This is a genomic window from Pseudarthrobacter raffinosi (assembly GCF_023913735.1).
Taxonomy (GTDB): domain Bacteria; phylum Actinomycetota; class Actinomycetes; order Actinomycetales; family Micrococcaceae; genus Arthrobacter; species Arthrobacter raffinosi.
In genome coordinates, this window is record NZ_JAMXBH010000026.1 from 42,801 (window position 1) to 59,091 (window position 16,291).

The 16,291-nt window shown below is 58.8% G+C and carries 14 protein-coding genes; 8 read left to right on the forward strand and 6 right to left on the reverse strand.

Annotated elements, in window-relative coordinates; genetic code table 11:
- Positions 1 to 96: 96 nt before the first annotated feature.
- Positions 97 to 306, forward strand: coding sequence for a hypothetical protein (locus NG698_RS19405; RefSeq protein ID WP_252611777.1), 210 nt, complete (start codon positions 97 to 99; stop codon positions 304 to 306).
- A 321-nt stretch (positions 307 to 627) separates the two neighbouring features.
- Here NG698_RS19405 and treS read toward each other — a convergent pair whose 3' ends face one another.
- The 4 genes from treS to NG698_RS19425 form a co-directional block, all read right to left on the reverse strand.
- Positions 628 to 2,871, reverse strand: a complete 2,244-nt coding sequence (gene treS, locus NG698_RS19410; protein ID WP_252611779.1) for a maltose alpha-D-glucosyltransferase — start codon at positions 2,869 to 2,871, stop codon at positions 628 to 630.
- A 468-nt stretch (positions 2,872 to 3,339) separates the two neighbouring features.
- Entirely contained in the window at positions 3,340 to 4,434 is a 1,095-nt protein-coding gene (locus tag NG698_RS19415; protein WP_252611781.1) for a lactonase family protein, read from the reverse strand.
- The gene (gene eda, locus NG698_RS19420) at positions 4,431 to 5,084 is read right to left on the reverse strand and encodes a bifunctional 4-hydroxy-2-oxoglutarate aldolase/2-dehydro-3-deoxy-phosphogluconate aldolase (protein WP_252611783.1); all 654 of its coding nucleotides are present in this window, start codon (positions 5,082 to 5,084) and stop codon (positions 4,431 to 4,433) included. The genes NG698_RS19415 and eda overlap by 4 nt, the downstream gene beginning before the upstream one ends.
- Positions 5,085 to 5,145: 61 nt before the next feature.
- Positions 5,146 to 6,195, reverse strand: coding sequence for an alcohol dehydrogenase catalytic domain-containing protein (locus NG698_RS19425; protein WP_252611784.1), 1,050 nt, complete (start codon positions 6,193 to 6,195; stop codon positions 5,146 to 5,148).
- A 91-nt stretch (positions 6,196 to 6,286) separates the two neighbouring features.
- Here NG698_RS19425 and NG698_RS19430 point away from each other — a divergent pair, with 91 nt between their 5' ends.
- Positions 6,287 to 7,126 carry a FadR/GntR family transcriptional regulator gene (locus NG698_RS19430; RefSeq protein ID WP_252611787.1) on the forward strand — a complete coding sequence of 280 codons (840 nt, stop codon included), beginning with the start codon at positions 6,287 to 6,289 and terminating at the stop codon, positions 7,124 to 7,126.
- Between the two features lie 14 nt (positions 7,127 to 7,140).
- Here the strand turns inward: NG698_RS19430 and manD are convergent, their stop codons facing one another.
- Complete coding sequence (manD, locus tag NG698_RS19435) at positions 7,141 to 8,361, reverse strand: D-mannonate dehydratase ManD (protein ID WP_252611788.1); 1,221 nt, start codon at positions 8,359 to 8,361, stop codon at positions 7,141 to 7,143.
- A 140-nt stretch (positions 8,362 to 8,501) separates the two neighbouring features.
- Here manD and NG698_RS19440 point away from each other — a divergent pair, with 140 nt between their 5' ends.
- The 6 genes from NG698_RS19440 to NG698_RS19465 all read left to right on the forward strand — a co-directional run bounded on the left by NG698_RS19440 (position 8,502) and on the right by NG698_RS19465 (position 14,848).
- Positions 8,502 to 9,509, forward strand: coding sequence for a sugar kinase (locus tag NG698_RS19440; protein WP_252611790.1), 1,008 nt, complete (start codon positions 8,502 to 8,504; stop codon positions 9,507 to 9,509).
- Between the two features lie 132 nt (positions 9,510 to 9,641).
- Complete coding sequence (locus NG698_RS19445) at positions 9,642 to 10,919, forward strand: ABC transporter substrate-binding protein (protein WP_252611792.1); 1,278 nt, start codon at positions 9,642 to 9,644, stop codon at positions 10,917 to 10,919.
- A 75-nt stretch (positions 10,920 to 10,994) separates the two neighbouring features.
- On the forward strand, positions 10,995 to 11,942 hold the full coding sequence (locus NG698_RS19450) for a carbohydrate ABC transporter permease (RefSeq protein ID WP_252611794.1): 948 nt from the start codon (positions 10,995 to 10,997) through the stop codon (positions 11,940 to 11,942).
- Positions 11,939 to 12,865 carry a carbohydrate ABC transporter permease gene (locus NG698_RS19455; RefSeq protein ID WP_252611795.1) on the forward strand — a complete coding sequence of 309 codons (927 nt, stop codon included), beginning with the start codon at positions 11,939 to 11,941 and terminating at the stop codon, positions 12,863 to 12,865. The genes NG698_RS19450 and NG698_RS19455 overlap by 4 nt, the downstream gene beginning before the upstream one ends.
- A gap of 54 nt (positions 12,866 to 12,919) precedes the next feature.
- The gene (locus NG698_RS19460) at positions 12,920 to 14,101 is read left to right on the forward strand and encodes a cellulase-like family protein (RefSeq protein ID WP_252611797.1); all 1,182 of its coding nucleotides are present in this window, start codon (positions 12,920 to 12,922) and stop codon (positions 14,099 to 14,101) included.
- A 507-nt stretch (positions 14,102 to 14,608) separates the two neighbouring features.
- Positions 14,609 to 14,848: a hypothetical protein gene (locus NG698_RS19465; RefSeq protein ID WP_252611798.1), complete on the forward strand. Its 240-nt coding sequence runs from the start codon at positions 14,609 to 14,611 to the stop codon at positions 14,846 to 14,848.
- Positions 14,849 to 15,494: 646 nt separating this feature from the next.
- On the opposite strand, the gene NG698_RS19470 is transcribed toward NG698_RS19465, so the two are convergent.
- Positions 15,495 to 16,067: a hypothetical protein gene (locus NG698_RS19470; RefSeq protein ID WP_252611801.1), complete on the reverse strand. Its 573-nt coding sequence runs from the start codon at positions 16,065 to 16,067 to the stop codon at positions 15,495 to 15,497.
- Between the last annotated feature and the right edge of the window lie 224 nt (positions 16,068 to 16,291).

Below are 16,291 nucleotides of genomic sequence, written 5' to 3' on the forward strand. Positions count from 1 at the left end.
GAGTGCAGATCTGCGAGGCCTGAACCAACCGTGGGCTACCTCGGCCGGCAAGCCCAAGACAGCAAGAAGCCATGGAACACATGAGAGCAGGACTCGATGCCGACCGACATTGACACCATTGAAATTCACGTGACGAGCCGACAAGCTCTGAATGAACGGCTCGATGCTGCCGTGAAGGAACTTCAGGGTGTTGCAGCGCTTGCCCGAACGCATGGAATTATTGTCACCCGTCATGAGCCTGGAACGTACACGGCCGCCCTTTCCGACCGGGTTCCATATGGCATCACCCGCGAGCAAGTCGGCTAGCCTGTTTTCAGGTTACTTGCCCGGTTCGTCACCCCATTCACGGAATGACCGATGCGCCCACCGCTGATCGGTGGCTGATTCGGGTCCATGTCGGCCACCAAACTCCCTCGTTTGGTACGTCCTGCTGCTCGGCTGTGGGGAGCCTTACGTAGGTGCGCGGCACAGACATCTGCGGTGGCACAGGACTTTGTACGCGACACAAACCGCGGACAGTAACTCAGGGATGGAACCCCTTGCGATCCGATTGGACGGCTCCGTCCGCAACCCTCTGGTTGCCGGACGGAGCCTCCCTGTGCTTAAGTGCGCGTCCGCGCTCCGGATCTACCCTTGCGCGGCTGGTCTTTCGGGTTCTTCTATGAGAAGCGCTGTGCCTTCGTAAGCGTCCAGCCCGATGAAAAAGCTGTGCAAATCATCCACAGCGCCGACGGTTTCGTCGGTGAAGAGATCGCGGACGACTGCGCCTGGCTCAAGATGCTGGGAATTGACGCTGCCGGCGATACTTTCACCCGAAAAGTTCAGAACTGTTACCTGAATCGTTCCTGACTCAAGCCGGTGCACCATCACGAGCAGACCCCGATGGGAGACATCAGGAACATCCAAAAGCACACTGGTCGCTATGCCCCATGTCTCGCGTACGGTCAGAATTTTCTGGAGTCCTCGTGCAAAGGAGTTTTCGTCCTTGAGCTGCTCCGGCAGCGGACCATAGAGACTGCGTGATAGGGGCATTCCCGCGGCCGAGGTAAGGGCCCCAGGGTTTGTCCCCATGAGATCGTGGGCGCCTCTGTTAATCCATCTAGTATCACCTTGGGACGTGAGCTCTTTGACCTGGTCCATGTCCAAGGTGGTCATGCCGCTCATGTCCCAACCCGAGAGCGCAAAAACTCCGGGTTGTAGCGCGTTATACATGGCCAGGAGTAGGTGCGCGCCGCGCACTTTCTCGATTATTCCGGGCGTGAGCGAGGCCTGGTCCTTGATGCCCAGAGCTGCCATGATGACGCTGACTGTCGTGCACGCAATGCCGTTCGTCGTGAACACCGCATTGTATGGCCCGTTCTCTCCCGTTAGCCTATCCCGCAACGTGGTCTGGACCTGCTCGGCCAGTTCGGCACCGGTCAGGTCGGAACCACCCAACTGGAACACGTCATCCTTATGCCGTGTTGCAAAGTGGACGAGTTCGTACGTGAGTTCATCATGGTTCTGTAGCGCGTGAACCAGTGACGCCTGGTCCACTCCGATTTCCATGGCCAAACGGAGTGTCAGGCGCAGAAACTCAGTGTCCTCAGTGACGAGCGCATGATGGTAACCCGGCCGGGTGATGAAGTCATAGGACAGATCCGGACCTGTTTCTGACGTGGCCTTGATGTCGTCGATGGTGAGATTGAGTTCCTGAAAAGAGAAACCCCCGACCTTGCGGACCATGCTGCCAATCAGCTGATTCGCAGCCTCGGACAGGGGATGCCCCTCGGACCACCCAGGCTGTTCCTCTGCGCTTTTTTCCACACCAAGAAAGCCGTTTGCATCTAGCCGGAGAGCGCCTGTCCCCAAATCAAGGAGCGAATGCAGCGCGTCACCTACGACTAAACGCATACCCGAGAACGTGGGATCCAGCCAATTAATGGATGGCTGTCCGGCCTTGAAGTAGTGGAGGTATACCCAGCGGCGCGTTTGACCTGTTGTATCAACAATCGGGCCCGTCGCACTCCAGTTAGTTTCTTTGACACCAGGCTCATAGAAAATGACCCGCTGCAGCCTGCCAATGATGTAACCAGCTTGTTGCAGAGCCAACTCAGCGTCCGGGCTGAGGTTGACGGAGTCCTCCCCCTCCGGAACGGCCGGAAGGAGATGCCAGTCTGATTCCGGAATATCTATCATGTGATAGATGCCCGGGTAATCGCGGTAGTTCATCTCGGCCAGCCGAAAGTCTGGGCCCTTACCAGTGTGCCCCGGAACGATGTCATCGATGATGGTGCCGCCAAATTCGGCGGCCACCTCGCACATCCGTCGAAACTCTTCTTCCGAGCCGAAGAGCGGATCGATGGCCATGCTGATGCGGTCAAAATGACCATCCACGCTCGGTGTCTCCGCCCACCCGCGAAGGCCTCCGGCTTTCTTTACCGGACCCGTATGAAGAGCCCGAACTCCTATCTCCCGAAATGCCTGCCATAACGCTGGGTCACCCAACGCCGCCAGAAACGACTGCCCAGGCGTGGTCACAAAGGACAGCGGGTAGGCAGTAAACCAGACTGACGCCCGTTCGACGGCTGCCCTGGGGTTGGGGTGCGCGAAGGAGTGTTGCCACATACTCGCCTGACCCGAAAGCTGCCGGGCAAGGACGTCTGCATCTCCAAGCATTGACTGGTTTCGCAGCCACTCCACGTACGTCTTGTTCCGACCGTCGAATTCCAAGGAGGGTGCATTGGCAAAGTACTGACGGCGGCGCGCCACCGGCCTCAGTGCCTTGGGACGGGCCGGATAGAACTGTTCATCGAAAGTGATTTCAGGTACTTCGGTAGTTGCCCCGCCATTGGGACCCCCACCCGTGTCCTTTGGATCGGGGTTTGACATGCTGCTAGCTGTTCCCGAACTAGGCACGGGTTCCTCCCTCAATCGACTGTGTCTACTCTGCCATGCCGGACAGCCGGTTCTAGCCCATTCCAAGACGACGACGAAGTGTCCCTTCTTCGGGAGCGCTTCCTCTTGTGCTGCAGTGATTTGTAGTACGTGTAGGCTGCGGCGGACGCTGCCGTCATTCTGAGTGTCTCCGATGAGGATGCCAGTGGTTCTCTTTGCAGTGAGCGCTCTCGCTGATGGCGATCCACGGCTTCAAAGTAGTGGCCGAAAGCCAGAACTCCTTCGCGGTTCTGCGCGTGCGCTCAAACCCAGTGCGCCTACGGCGCTGGCGTTGGCCTTGGGCGGTGCTAAAGATTCCTGCGCAGGATGCTTTACCTAGGTGGTCTGCGTGTATGGGCCGACCTGCGACGGCTACCGCGAGTCCGCACCGACAAAACACCGACCTTGTGGTCGCCTGCTGGGTCATCCTCGGCTGGAGTGGAGCACGCATGCTGGGGCGGGTATTTCGATGCTATCCAAGAGTTGGCCCGCTCCGGTTTTGCGGTCGATGCGCAGGACCGTCAGGTTCGATGAGTATTGATTTGCGGTGATGATGAAGTCCGCGTGGTTGTCCGCGCTGGGGATGACGGCGAAGTGGCGTGGCCAGCTTCCTCCGGTGGGAAACTCTGCAAGGGGTTCCGTGGTGAGTAGTCCGTCGTTGTGTGCAACGGCGAAGACGGAGAGGGTATCCGTACCTCGTATGGCTGTGTAAACGCGGCTGCCGTCTTCGTTACGCGCGATATGGGAGGGAAGGTTTAGCGGGTTGCCGGCGTCTACCTTGGTGGCTGGGAATGTCGCCGTGACACGGAACGAGCCGTCAGTGTCCCGGTTGAGGACGTGTAGTGCGCAGTCCAATTCAGTTACGGTGATGATCCCGGTGGTGTAGGTGACGAAGTGCCTTGGGCCTGATCCGCGTGGCAAGGTTGCGGCTATGCCGTCTGGTTCGAGATGGTCTGGGAACAGTCGGTAGCGGCGTATCTCGTCCGTGCCCAGATCTGTTACCCAAGCGGTGCCATCTACTTCGTCGACGAAGTGGGCGTGGGATCCTTCCTGTCGCGTGCGGTTGGGCCCTTGCCCGTGATGTGTGAATGATTGTGGTGCTCCGTTCATTTCCGCGTGCTGGTTGAGCGGGATTGAAGTGAAGGTTCCGTTGCCGTAGTTCGCGATCCAGAGTGAATCGTGCCGGGCTACGATGTGGCAGGGATAGGAGCCGTTGGTGGGTTGCGTCGGTTGCGGTCCATAGGGCACCAGGGTGGGCGGCCCGTCGTGGGAAGCTGATATCGCGAAGGCTGACACCTCGCCTACTTCAGTCTCATTGACGGCATAGAGTGCATGCCCGTTGGGGTGCTGTGCCAGGAACGACGGGGCGGGAGTGGTTATGGCCAGGTGCTGGCCGGAAAGCTCTCCGGTGCGGAGGTCCAAATTGACATGCCAGATCCCTTCACCGCTCCCGGCAGGCGCGTTATCGGGGTAGGTCCCGATCCATAAGGTGGTCGTTTCCTTGGTGGTGGGGTTCATGCCTTGCTGCGGGCCTTTCCGGTCAGCGCGGCCGCTTCAAGGCTGCGGCGGGTGATTTCGTTCCAGTCCCCGGCAGCGATAAGCGCGGGGTCCACCATCCAGGAACCACCAACGGCGAGCACGTTGGAAAGCTGCAGATAGTCCGGAGCAGATTCGGCGTTGATGCCGCCGGTGGGGATGAATCTCACCTGCGGAAACGGGGCCGATAGTGCTTTCACTGCTGGCAGCCCGCCCAGAGTCTTGACCGGGAAGCATTTCATGGTGGTTATGTTCAGGTCCAGGGCGGCCATGATGTCTGAGGGTGTCGCAACTCCGGGAAAAACCGGGACGTTGTGGTGGCGGGCGCGGTGCACGACCTCGGCGGAGAGCCCGGGCGAGATGATGAACCGGGCTCCTGCAGAGACGGCGTCATCGACTTGGCGGGCATTGAGAACAGTGCCGGCACCAACGAGGAGCTCGGGCAGCTGTGACGCGAGTATTTCGAGGGCCTGGACAGCGCCTGCCGTACGGAAGGTTATTTCTGCTAGCGGCAAGCCCCCGTTCAGCAGCGCGCGGCCGAGGTGCAGGGCCTGTGGTGCTTCGACGACGACAACAGGAACAACGCCTGCCCGCTCAATGGTTTCTTCAGGTGTTGTGACAGTTGTGCTCATTGTTGATTCCTTGAATTGGAATGGGCAGAGGATTCTGTGGGGATCTGAATTTGGCTTGTTGCTACGGAACGATGACGATCTTCAGGTGATCGGAAGGCCTGTCGCGCAGGACCGTAAAGGCGCCTTCGATTGAGTCGCTGAGGGGGACAACGCCAGTGACTATGCCCTGCACGTTGAGTTGATGCTCAGATAGAAGGGTCACAGCTTCTGTGAAGTCGGCAAGAGTGTGCGATAGGACGCCGAGCAGTTGTTGTTCGTGCTTGATCAGGTCCCATGCGCTCAGGGTCAGGTTGTGGCTGGATACTCCCAGAACGGCGATGCTGCCGCCAGCCCGGGTAAGACGCATGGCATCTTTTACCGCGCCTTTGTAACCGGCGCATTCGAGGGTCACATCTGCGGGAGCGTGATTTTCTGGTGTTGTCTCTTCATCAGGGCTGATGGCGCGGATTCCGGCGGCGGCTGCCACGGTACGGCGGGCGGCGTGTGGTTCGATGAGGGTGACCTGTGCGCCGCGCCGGTTGGCCACCCTGGCTGCGAGCTGACCGATTGTGCCGCCTCCGAGGACCGTGACATTGTCCCCTGCGGCGATGTTGGAAAGACGGACTGCTCGTATGGCAACAGCGAGGGGCTCGGCCAGAACTGCATCGAGGGCGGGCATCTCTGGTGGGATGGGAACACAGATGTGTTCTGGCACGACGGCGAAGTCGGCCAGCCCTCCATCCCCGTGCAGGCCGAGGGAACCAAGCTGTTCACATTGTTGCGTGTACCCGGTCCGGCAGCGTTGGCAGATGCCACAGGAAAGGTTGACCTCGACGGCGACGCGGGTCCCGGTTTTGATGGCTGCTGTGGGTCCGGAGGCCACAACGGTCCCGCAAAACTCGTGTCCGAGCGTCAGGGGTGCGCTGCGACCTGTGAGCGGATGGGGCGTCATGGCAATGTTGATCGGCCCGTGTTGCCATTCCTCGATGTCGGTTCCGCAGATGCCGGCGGCTTCAACCCGGATAAGCAGGTCACTTCCCTCTGGCGATGCCGGGCGTTCGATGGTTTCCAGGCGAATGTCTTTTTGGGAGTGCCATCGCAGGGCGGACATTCCCGGGCGAGTTGTCGTCATCGGTTCCTGTCCCCTTTCAGTTGGATCGGTTTACTGCACGTGTGGCGTTACCGGCCTGACCGGTACCACTTTAGGCGATACTGTTATTGCTATGACTCTGGATAACCTGCCCGATGCGCTTAGCCCCTCTTTGCCATCAAGTGGATCCCTCGCTAACCCAAAGGCCTTGCCCTCGGCTGATGAACTGGTGGATCTGTTGGAGGAGCGGATTGGGGCAGGAGAACTTAGTCCCGGATCAAAGCTGGCCTCCGAGAGGGAACTGGCCATCGAGTATGGTGTGTCCCGTCCGGTCGTCCGCGAGGCGCTGCGAAGTCTTCAGGAGCGCGGCATTATCGAGATCCGGCCAAGCCGCGGGGCGTTCGTCCGCGCGGCCAAATCTTTCGACGTTGCCTCCAAAGTCGGTTCTTTCGCGCGGCAACGCGGGGCGACAGCCCGCGACCTTATTCAGGTCCGCGGGATGCTTGAGGAACTTTCTGCCAGACTTGCCGCCGAGCGTGCAGGGGATGCCGATGTTGCTCGGCTGAGGATACTCGTTGACGCCATGGACGATACTCGTGATGTGCTCGACCGTGCACGATGCGACATCGCGTTTCATAGCCTGATCGCCCGCATTTCCGGCAACCCGGTGATTGAAATCATGTTCAGCTCAATCGCTCCGCTCGTGTTCGAACAGATGATCCGAAGCCTTGATGACCAGGCCGTTGCGAAGGAAGGGGCCCCGTTGCATCGGGTGGTCCTGGAGGCGATCGAAGCAGGGGATGCCGACGGTGCCGGCAACGCTATGTTCAAACATGTCATGCTCGCGGAGGACCTATATGGGGAGGATCTTGAATATCCCTTGGAAAGCGTCGCGCGACGTAAGGTCAACGGAATCCTGGGTGGCTCGGTGAGGCTGGAAGACATCATCGAGGATGTTCTCCGGAGCATTTGAGTCCCCCGCTGGGTTCACCAGTCATGGAGCGTGCCGTCTTTGAGGCGATTTACCGGGAGATAGGCGCGCTCGTAGGGGTACGCGGCGGCTGCGGTTTCGTCATAGCGGACGCCTAAGCCGGGGCTGTCCGAGAGGTAAAGTGCCCCGTCCGCGTAGGTGTAGTCGACATCAAACACATCACGGGCTTGGACCGGATGCATCATGTATTCCTGGATCCCGAAGTTGTGGACCGCAAGATCAAGATGCAGAGCAGCGGCAAATCCCACCGGAGAGATGTCCGAGGGGCCGTGGATCGCGAGTTTGATCTGATAAAGAGCTGCATAGTCGGCGAGTTTACGCATGGCGGTGATACCGCCGGCGTGCGTGACGGCGGAGCGAACGTAGTCGATCAACTGGTCCCGGATCAGGATCTGGTAGTCAAAAATCGAGTTGAATGTTTCACCGATGGCCAGCGGGACGGTGGTGTGAGTGCGGACAAGGGATAACGCTGCCTGGTTTTCCGCAGGCGTAACGTCTTCGAGCCAGAACGGATTGAAAGGCTCCAGAGCTGCGCCGAGTTTCGCCGCCTGGATCGGCGTTAGCCGGTGGTGGACATCGTGCAGCAGATCGATTTCCGGGCCGAACTTATCCCGCACCGTTCCGAAGACCCCTGGGATGTGGCGCATATACGCCGACGTGTCCCAGTCCTCCTCTTCAGGAAGTGCGAGGCGCGCGGCCGGTTCGTAGGCGCCAAGTGCGCTTCCAGCACCATTGACCCCGTAGGTGCGGTTGAGGCCCGGAACGCCAGGCTGTATCCGCACGGCAGTGAACCCCTCATCAATGCGCTGTTGCACTGATGCGATCAGTTCTCCGGTCGACCATCCCGTCGCGTGGGCATAAGCGCGGAGCTTCGTGCGGCTAGGCCCACCCAGGAGTTGGTAAAGCGGCATCTGCGCGGCCTTTGCCTTGATGTCCCACAACGCCATATCCACCGCAGCGATGGCCGCCATCGTCACCGGCCCTCGGCGCCAGTAAGCGCCACGGTACAGGTACTGCCACGTGTCCTCGATCGCGTGCGCATCGCGGCCGACCAGAAGCGGCGCGACGTGCTCCTGCAGGTACGCCACAACAGCGAGTTCCCGGCCGTTCAAAGTAGCGTCACCAAGACCAGTCAGCCCAGTATCCGTCGTCAGTTTCAGAGTGACGTAGTTGCGCCCAGGACTGGCTACAAATACCTCCGCGGACTCGATTTTCATTGTTCTCCTTGGGAGTAAGGGGCGGTTAGGAATGGTCCAAACAACAAGTGGCCAAACCGGTAATACCATACTATAGTCGTAACCGTACTAAGGCGACAGAGCCAGCTCAATACCCCAGCCCACGACCAGAAGGACCACTCATGCAGTACGACAAGTCCCGCGGGATCGCCTGCCTTGGGGAAGCGATGGTGGTCCTCTGGGCCGGGGACGATTCTGTACCCGGGTCGCTGTCCCGCGCGGTGGGAGGAGCTGAAGCGAATGTGGCCGCCAACCTCGCATGCCTGGGGCTAGACGCCCGGTTCATCTCCCGTCTAGGAGACGACGAGTTCGGGCGTTATATTCTCGGGCAGTTGACCAGCCAGGGAGTGAACACCCGGGCGACCATCCTTGATGGCGCACGCCAAACCGGCCTTTACATCAAGGAGCGGACCGGCGCGAAGAGTCGAATGCGCTATTACAGGGCAGGGTCTGCCGCAAGTGCCATGTCCCCGTCCCTCCTGGACGAACCCCCTATAGCGGCCGCCCTCTCGGATATTGGCCTCCTGCACCTTACTGGAATCACGCCGGCCCTCTCCGGGACCACAGCCGAACTCTGCCGTCGACTCTCCAGCCGATCTTTGCGTTCGTTCCGTTTAAGCTTCGACCTCAACTGGCGGCCAACCTTGTGGAACGACGAAAAGAAGCGGGCGCGGATTGCACTTGCACCCCTTATCCGAGCTTCCGACACAGTGTTCATGGGCAGTGATGAGGCCCTGGCCCTGTTCGACACAGGGGACCCCGAAGAGCTGCGCAGCATGTTCCCCGAACCGGACGAACTTGTCATCAAAGACGATGCTCACGCGGTCACCGTCTACACCAGGGGCGGCCCTGTCACAATACCGGCGCTCACTGTGAACGTGATCGAACCCATTGGCGCCGGAGACGCCTTCGCTGCTGGCTATATCGCTGGGCGCACCCAGGGGCGATCAGTAAGGCATAGTGCGCGCCTCGGGCATCTGATGGCTGCACACGTCCTAGGCCAGCCAGCCGATCAGATGGCGGCGCCGCCGCCGGACATCGAGGAAAAGTTGGTTCTCAGTGACGAAGATTGGGCTTCGGTGGTCGTCGGTTCACCATTGGCACATCAGGGCCCAACCACCGGACCGTAAGGCAGCGAGACGGAACAGGACAAAGGCCATAGGTTTTATCGCGACATCTCTGGCCTTGCCGGTAATACCAGTGTAGATTGATCGCATACGTTCTCAACAGCTGAGTTCACCACCGCCCACAAAGGAGTGACAGTGTTCCCTCGCAAGAAAATGACAGCCCTGACCGCGATCGCCGCAGCCGGCGCACTGGGGCTGGTCCTGTCCGGATGCAGCCCTGACGCCGGAAATCAGAACGGAAAAGTGCAGCTGACGCTCTCGACGTTCGGAAACTTCGGTTACACCGACAAACTGATCGAACAGTTCGAGGCCGAACATCCGAACATTGACGTAACGCATAACATCGCCGCCGATGGCGAGGCCGCACGAAGCAATCTCTTTACAAAACTCGCGGCGGGGTCCGGGCTCTCCGATGTAGAAGCCATCGAGATCAACTGGACGACCGAACTGAGGCAGTACGCAGACAAGTTCCATCCAGTTCCTGGAGAAGACATCGCCGAATACGGCGACTGGGTCGACTTCCAGAAAAAACCCGTCACAACCGAGGACGGCGAACTGTTCGCCTACGGGGTCGCCATTGGTCCCTCTGCCATCTGCTACAGGGGCGACCTCCTCGAGGCGGCCGGCCTTCCCTCCGCTCCCGATGAAGTTGCTGCGCTGCTTAAGGGAAACTGGAAGCACTACTTCGAAGTCGGCCAAAAGTTCGCCGCCGGCAGCAAGGACGCCAAATGGTTCGATTCCGCCGAAAGCATCTACGATGCCACGATCCAGCAAATGGCTAATCCCTACGAGAAGGAAGACGGCACGCTTATCGCGGCCAGTAACCCTGAAGTAGAGAAAGCCTTCCGCGAAACTCTGGCCGTCGCGCCGGAGCTCTCGGCCGGATTCGACCAGTGGACAGATGACTGGTACACCGGAATGGCCAGTGGTGACTTCGCAACGATGATGTGCCCCAGCTGGATGCTCGGATTGATCGAGGGCGCTGCACCGGATGTAAAGAACTGGAACGTCGCCAATGTATTTCCCAATGGCGGAGGTAACGCCGGTGGGTCCTATCTGACGGTTCCCAAGCAGACGAAGCATCCGGAGGAAGCGGCACAGCTGGCTTCCTGGCTTACAGCCGCCCCCCAGCAGATTGAAGCCTTCAAGGTCGCCGGTCCGTTCCCCGGCCGTGTTCAGGCCTTCGATTCCCCCAAGCTGCCTGAAGTCACAAGTGAATACTTCAACGGAGCGCCCACAGGGGAAATCTTCACCGAGAGGACCCAAGCGATCAAAGACTTCGCATTCAAGGGTCCCCGTCACGCCCAAATCACCGCTGCGGCAAGCTCAGCCATTTCCCGCGTCCAGAGTGGGAACCAAACCACCGACGAGTCTTGGAAGCAATTTGTTCAGGAAATCGAATCCCTGAAGTAATCCAAACCGTGGAGGCTGGCGCCTCCAGCCTCCACGGTAATCAAACCAAATTGGCAAATCATTAAAGGAGCCAGCGTGTCCATCCTTCAGGAGCGAACACAGCAGAACAAAAAAAAGCGGAGTAGGGCCGCGCGCTGGGACGTAAAGTACTCCCCTTACATCTTCATACTCCCCTTCTTCATTCTATTCGCGCTGGTCGGACTGTTCCCGCTGGCCTATACGGCCTGGGTCTCCCTCAACGAGTGGAGCCTTCTGGGCGGACAAGGCGATTTTGCGGGCCTGGACAACTTCACGAGCGTTCTGAACGAACGAGATTTCTGGATCGCTTTGCGCAACACACTAAGCATTTTCGTGATCCAGGTCGTGCCGCAGCTGATCATTGCCACCGTCATCGCCGCCGCACTGGACCGCAATTTGCGGAACGCGACCTTCTGGCGAATGGCGGTCCTTCTGCCCTACGTGATGATGCCCGTTGCAGTCGCATTGATCTTCAGCAATATGTTCGGGGACCGATACGGTCTGGTGAACAACGTCCTAGGTACTTTTGGACTGAGTCCTGTGGCCTGGCACAACGATGTCCTGGCCAGCCATGTTGCGATCGCCACGATGGTCAACTTCAGATGGACCGGGTATGCCGCGCTAATCCTGTTGGCAGGCATGCAGGCCATCCCCCGGGACTACTACGAAGCAGCCACGATCGACGGAGCCGGCGCCTTTCGGCAGTTCTTCTCCATTACCCTGCCTCAACTGAAACCCACCGCGATCTTTGTCGTTATCACGGCGACCATCGGCGGCCTGCAGATTTTCGATGAAGCGCTTCTCTACGACCTGGCCGGAACCGGTGGTCCCGATAAAGAGTGGCTCACTCTCACCCTCTACCTCTACAACCTCGGCTGGCGAGACCTGGACTTCGGGCGCGCGTCCGCCGTGGCATGGCTACTCTTCCTCATCATCGTGGTCATCGGACTCCTCAACCTGTTTATCAGTAGCCGCATTTCGAGCAGTCAAGGAAAGCGCAAATGAGCCATAACATCGTAACCCCAACAAGCCGGGCCGCTGCACCTGAACGCAGTCCGCGCCCGGACGATCGCCCACGGTCCCGCCGCAAGTGGTACCGGCGCGCCGTGGGAAAGCCGAGCCTCCTGGTCTATGGATTCCTGTCCTTCGTAGTCCTGGCATCAGTTTTTCCCCTGTACTGGTCATTCCTGATCGGCAGCGGTGATTCGACAACGGTGAACGACCCGAACATGTCCTGGATCCCCGGGGGCAACTTCGTCCAGAACGTCCAATCCGTCGTCGAGAACCCGAACGTCAATTTCTGGCCGGCACTTCGCAACAGCATCATTGTTTCCGGGGTCACCGCGGCCTCAGTCGTGTTCTTTTCCACGCTTGCCGGCTTCGCATTCGCAAAGATGCGGTTCAGGGGAAGAAAATGGCTTCTCACCGCGGTGATCGCAACCACCGCCGTTCCCTCACAACTGGGTGTGGTTCCGCTGTTCATTTTGATGTCCAACTTCGGTTGGACAGGAACCCTGGGCGCGGTGATAATACCAGGCTTGGTAACGGCTTTCGGGGTGTTCTGGATGACTCAATACGTCGGGCAGACCATACCGGATGAAATCGTTGAATCCGCGAGGGTGGACGGAGCCAGCAGCTTCACCACCTTCTGGCGGATTATCCTGCCCATCGTCCGTCCGGCGGCCACCATGCTTGCACTGTTCACCTTCGTTGCGACCTGGACCAACTTTTTCTGGCCGTTCATTGTTCTGAACCCGCAGAACCCTACCCTGCCCGTAGCGCTGAAGGTTCTGCAGGCGAACTACTTCGTGGACTACTCCATCATCCTTGCAGGAGCCATCTTCGCAACCTTCCCCCTGATTCTTCTGTTCATCGTTGCCGGCAAGCAGCTCGTATCGGGAGTCATGCAGGGAGCCCTGAAGGGATAGCACACCATCTCTTCGAAACACCCTTCGTAAGCAAACCTAAGGAGATCCAGCGCGATGCGCCATCCATTCGATCGCCCCTACGCAATTACCATGTGGGACTTTTCCTGGCTTGAGCGCCGCTGGCCTGGAGCCGGATATGAAGACTGGGACCAGGCCCTCAGCGAACTTGCAGAACGCGGCTACGACGCGGTCCGTATCGACGCTTACCCACACCTGGTCTCAGCCGATCCAGAACGTAAATGGGAACTTCCACCGGCTTGGAACCAGACAAGCTGGGGAGCACAATCACTAATTCACGTAACGATCCTCCCGGAACTGCTTGAGTTTATCCGGGCAGCGAAACGGCACAATATCGTTGTCGCTCTCTCAACCTGGTACCGCGAAGACCGCGATAACACCCGCATGAACATCCGCACCGCCCAGGATCAGGCACAGATCTGGATCGACACCCTCCGCCACATCGATCAAGCCGGGCTTTTGGACACCATCCTCTACGTCGATTTGTGCAATGAATTTCCGGCAGATGTGTGGGCACCGTATCTGTTTGAGGCGATCCGAAACCCCGAGACGGGCGAAGCCTACAAAGAAATGATCAGCCGCGCCGATCCCCGCGTTGGAGCATGGATGCGCGACTCTATCGAGGCCGTACGCCGCGAGTACCCCGACCTCGATTACACCTACTCCTTCAGCGATGAGTTCGACAATTGGAAGGACCAGGACGTAGAAACCTTCGACGTCCTGGAACCCCACATCTGGATGTCTCACCCTGAAACCGGCGACTTCCATAAGCGGGTGGGCTACAACTTCGAACGCTTCGATCCGATCGGCTTCGATAATGTCGTGGCAAACGCCCGAAGAGAATATGAAAGCAACAAAGCGCACTGGGATGCTGCATTGTTCCGTGAGATCGATCAGATCGCCGACTGGTCACGAGCAACCCACAAAGGCCTGTACATCACCGAATGCTGGGCACTGGTGGACTACAAGGACTGGCCGGGACTGGAATGGGATTGGATCAAGGACCTCACAGCGAAAGGCCTCGAATACGCCGCTTCGAAGGGCCGTTGGGTAGGAATGGCCACCAGCAATTTTTGCGGCCCGCAGTTCGTCGGCATGTGGCGTGACATCGAATGGCACCAACGTCTCACCCAGATCATCAAGTCTGCACCAATCGATGAGGATATACGCCTGCATCGCCGGGCAGAGGTCACCGCTTCCCGTACCTCCCCCAGCTAAATCCCGCCTCGAAACATAAAGCGAGGGCGGTCGCTCACCCCTTAAGCGACCGCCCTCGCTCTGCCTATACAGAAGGCACAAACTACAGAAGCCAAGAACGACGGCGGGAAATGCCCGGCAGCTAGACAATTTATGGAGCGACTCCATGTGGCGCCAAGTCATCATTTCAATGCCGAAAGAGATCAAGAACAACGAAATACCCTCGCCCTCCCTGCCGCCGGCGCCCAAGAACTCGCCAGCAACGGTCACATCATCCTCGTCGAAAAGCGATGCAGGGCTGGGATCTGACCTCAGTAACACATGCACTCGCCTAGGGCTCAACGTTGTCGTCAGGAAAATCACAAGAGGTATCTCAGCCAAAGCCCCATGGACTGGACCTGCCTCTTCGCAGGGACTTATTCCTGCGAAGCCCCGCCCATTTCAAGGGGGCGTTTGCTCGGTCGGCCAGACTGGAGGCGCCGGACAACAAGCAGACGAAACCCGCAACGATCGTGAAGGGAAAGAACGGTGAACATCAAAACCACGCCTGAAAACATGCATTGTACGGACCAGTGGCAGTCTCTCCCCGGCGAGACCGTGCAGGTCTTTCTTGATGAAAAGCTCTACCGATGCGGTTTGGTGGACGAGGCAATGCCAGATGCCTCGGGCCTGTGGCTTGCAGCGGATGGCGCTCACCCACGCGAGTACATCGACAAAGCCAGCGGTTATCAGATTTGGACAAGACTTTTCCCTACAACTGGGCTCTAGTGTGGGTCCCGACGTGGCTATCGAAACGTAGCTTTCGCCACGGGACCGTCACTGTGCTGCCAAAATCCACTTTTTAACCAGCTGATCGAACCCACTGCCACGGAAGCTGTCCCTGGTCGGTGAATCATTCAGAGCATTACGCCTTAGCAGAAAAGCGCGCCCCCACCACGCGCAGCCACCCTAATACCAATTGACCATTGAACGGCATCCTGCCCTCAAAGCGGACCAGAAAGGGCGAGACCTCAATGGAAAGTATTCCTATCCTCCCCAGCCTCGAGATGTCACCTGGCCTTCACACCCCAGCACACTCATACCCAATACTCCGCGTCGACATTATCGTAAGGGACCCACAAGATCTGAGCCGGCTGCTGGATCAAGCAGTTCAGCGAGTCATCCCGACAGCTTTAGAACGCCGACTGGGCATCCTCGTCACTCATGTCTTCCCAAGCAAATACACGGTTGAAGTAGACGAAAGCGTCACCTGCGGATTGATTCAGGAAAGGCGAATTCATCCAGGACAGGATGTAAACGAAGGCTCAGTCTAGCCTTGACCGGGCTCTTGCCTAACCGGCTCAACAACTTGCAGGGAACCTGGCGCACGGACGATGTTTGTCCAGAGTTGCGGCACACCCCCTGTTGCCTCATGTCAATAGGTCCGGGAGCGGTGAGTCGTTGCCTCACGTGAAAAGGTCCGGTTCAGGGACGGGTTGAACCAGGTGTTGACCTTGTAGTCCCGGGGTGCGGCTTTGGCTTGTGCCAGAGTCTCGAGCTGGCCGGTGAGCGCCAGGATCTGCCGAGACAGGGCGGCGGGTTTGAGGCGTTTGAACTGGGCGTTCATGGCGATCACGGGGCGTTTGCGGATCTCGGGGTGGCTGGCAGCGCGCTGGTGCGGGGTGAGCGCGGCGTCGTGTTTCTTGACCACCTTCGCGCCGTATCGTTCCTTCGAGACCAGTTTCTGCTGAGGCAGCAGGTAGTTCGTGAAGACCGCGTCCAATTCCCAGATGGCGTTGAGTTTCTCCAGTTCCGCTGCGGTGTCGTACCGGTAGTAGCCCACGAGCTCGCGGACCCGGGCCCAGTTCTTTTGCTCCACGTGGGCGCCGTCGTTCTTGTTCCCGGGCCTGGACCGGGTGAAGGTGATCTGGTGGGCGTGGCAGTACGCGAGCAGATGGTCGTTGATGAATTCGGCTCCGTTGTCCGAGTTGTGCCGACATCGGCACAACTCGGATTATGCCGACCTTCGCGTTATGCCGACCTTTTCGCGTGGCTCCTGCTCAGCGGGCTGTTTGGACCCGATTTGTCGGCATAATCACAGGGTCTCGGCCATCCTTCTTGCATCGGTATCTGAGCTGCTGCGGGGATTTCGGACAGCGGAATTAGTGAATTCTTCTACGCTGCCAAGGCTGGCTGTTGATAACCATAGTGGACTTCGTTAGGCCGACGGTA

Coding starts and splice junctions, on each gene's coding strand:
- NG698_RS19405 (WP_252611777.1), top strand. CDS start 97: ATGCCGACCGACATTGACACCATTGAAATTCACGTGACGAGCCGACAA.
- treS (WP_252611779.1), bottom strand. CDS start 2,871: ATGTCAAACCCCGATCCAAAGGACACGGGTGGGGGTCCCAATGGCGGG.
- NG698_RS19415 (WP_252611781.1), bottom strand. CDS start 4,434: ATGAACCCCACCACCAAGGAAACGACCACCTTATGGATCGGGACCTAC.
- eda (WP_252611783.1), bottom strand. CDS start 5,084: ATGAGCACAACTGTCACAACACCTGAAGAAACCATTGAGCGGGCAGGC.
- NG698_RS19425 (WP_252611784.1), bottom strand. CDS start 6,195: ATGACGACAACTCGCCCGGGAATGTCCGCCCTGCGATGGCACTCCCAA.
- NG698_RS19430 (WP_252611787.1), top strand. CDS start 6,287: ATGACTCTGGATAACCTGCCCGATGCGCTTAGCCCCTCTTTGCCATCA.
- manD (WP_252611788.1), bottom strand. CDS start 8,361: ATGAAAATCGAGTCCGCGGAGGTATTTGTAGCCAGTCCTGGGCGCAAC.
- NG698_RS19440 (WP_252611790.1), top strand. CDS start 8,502: ATGCAGTACGACAAGTCCCGCGGGATCGCCTGCCTTGGGGAAGCGATG.
- NG698_RS19455 (WP_252611795.1), top strand. CDS start 11,939: ATGAGCCATAACATCGTAACCCCAACAAGCCGGGCCGCTGCACCTGAA.
- NG698_RS19460 (WP_252611797.1), top strand. CDS start 12,920: ATGCGCCATCCATTCGATCGCCCCTACGCAATTACCATGTGGGACTTT.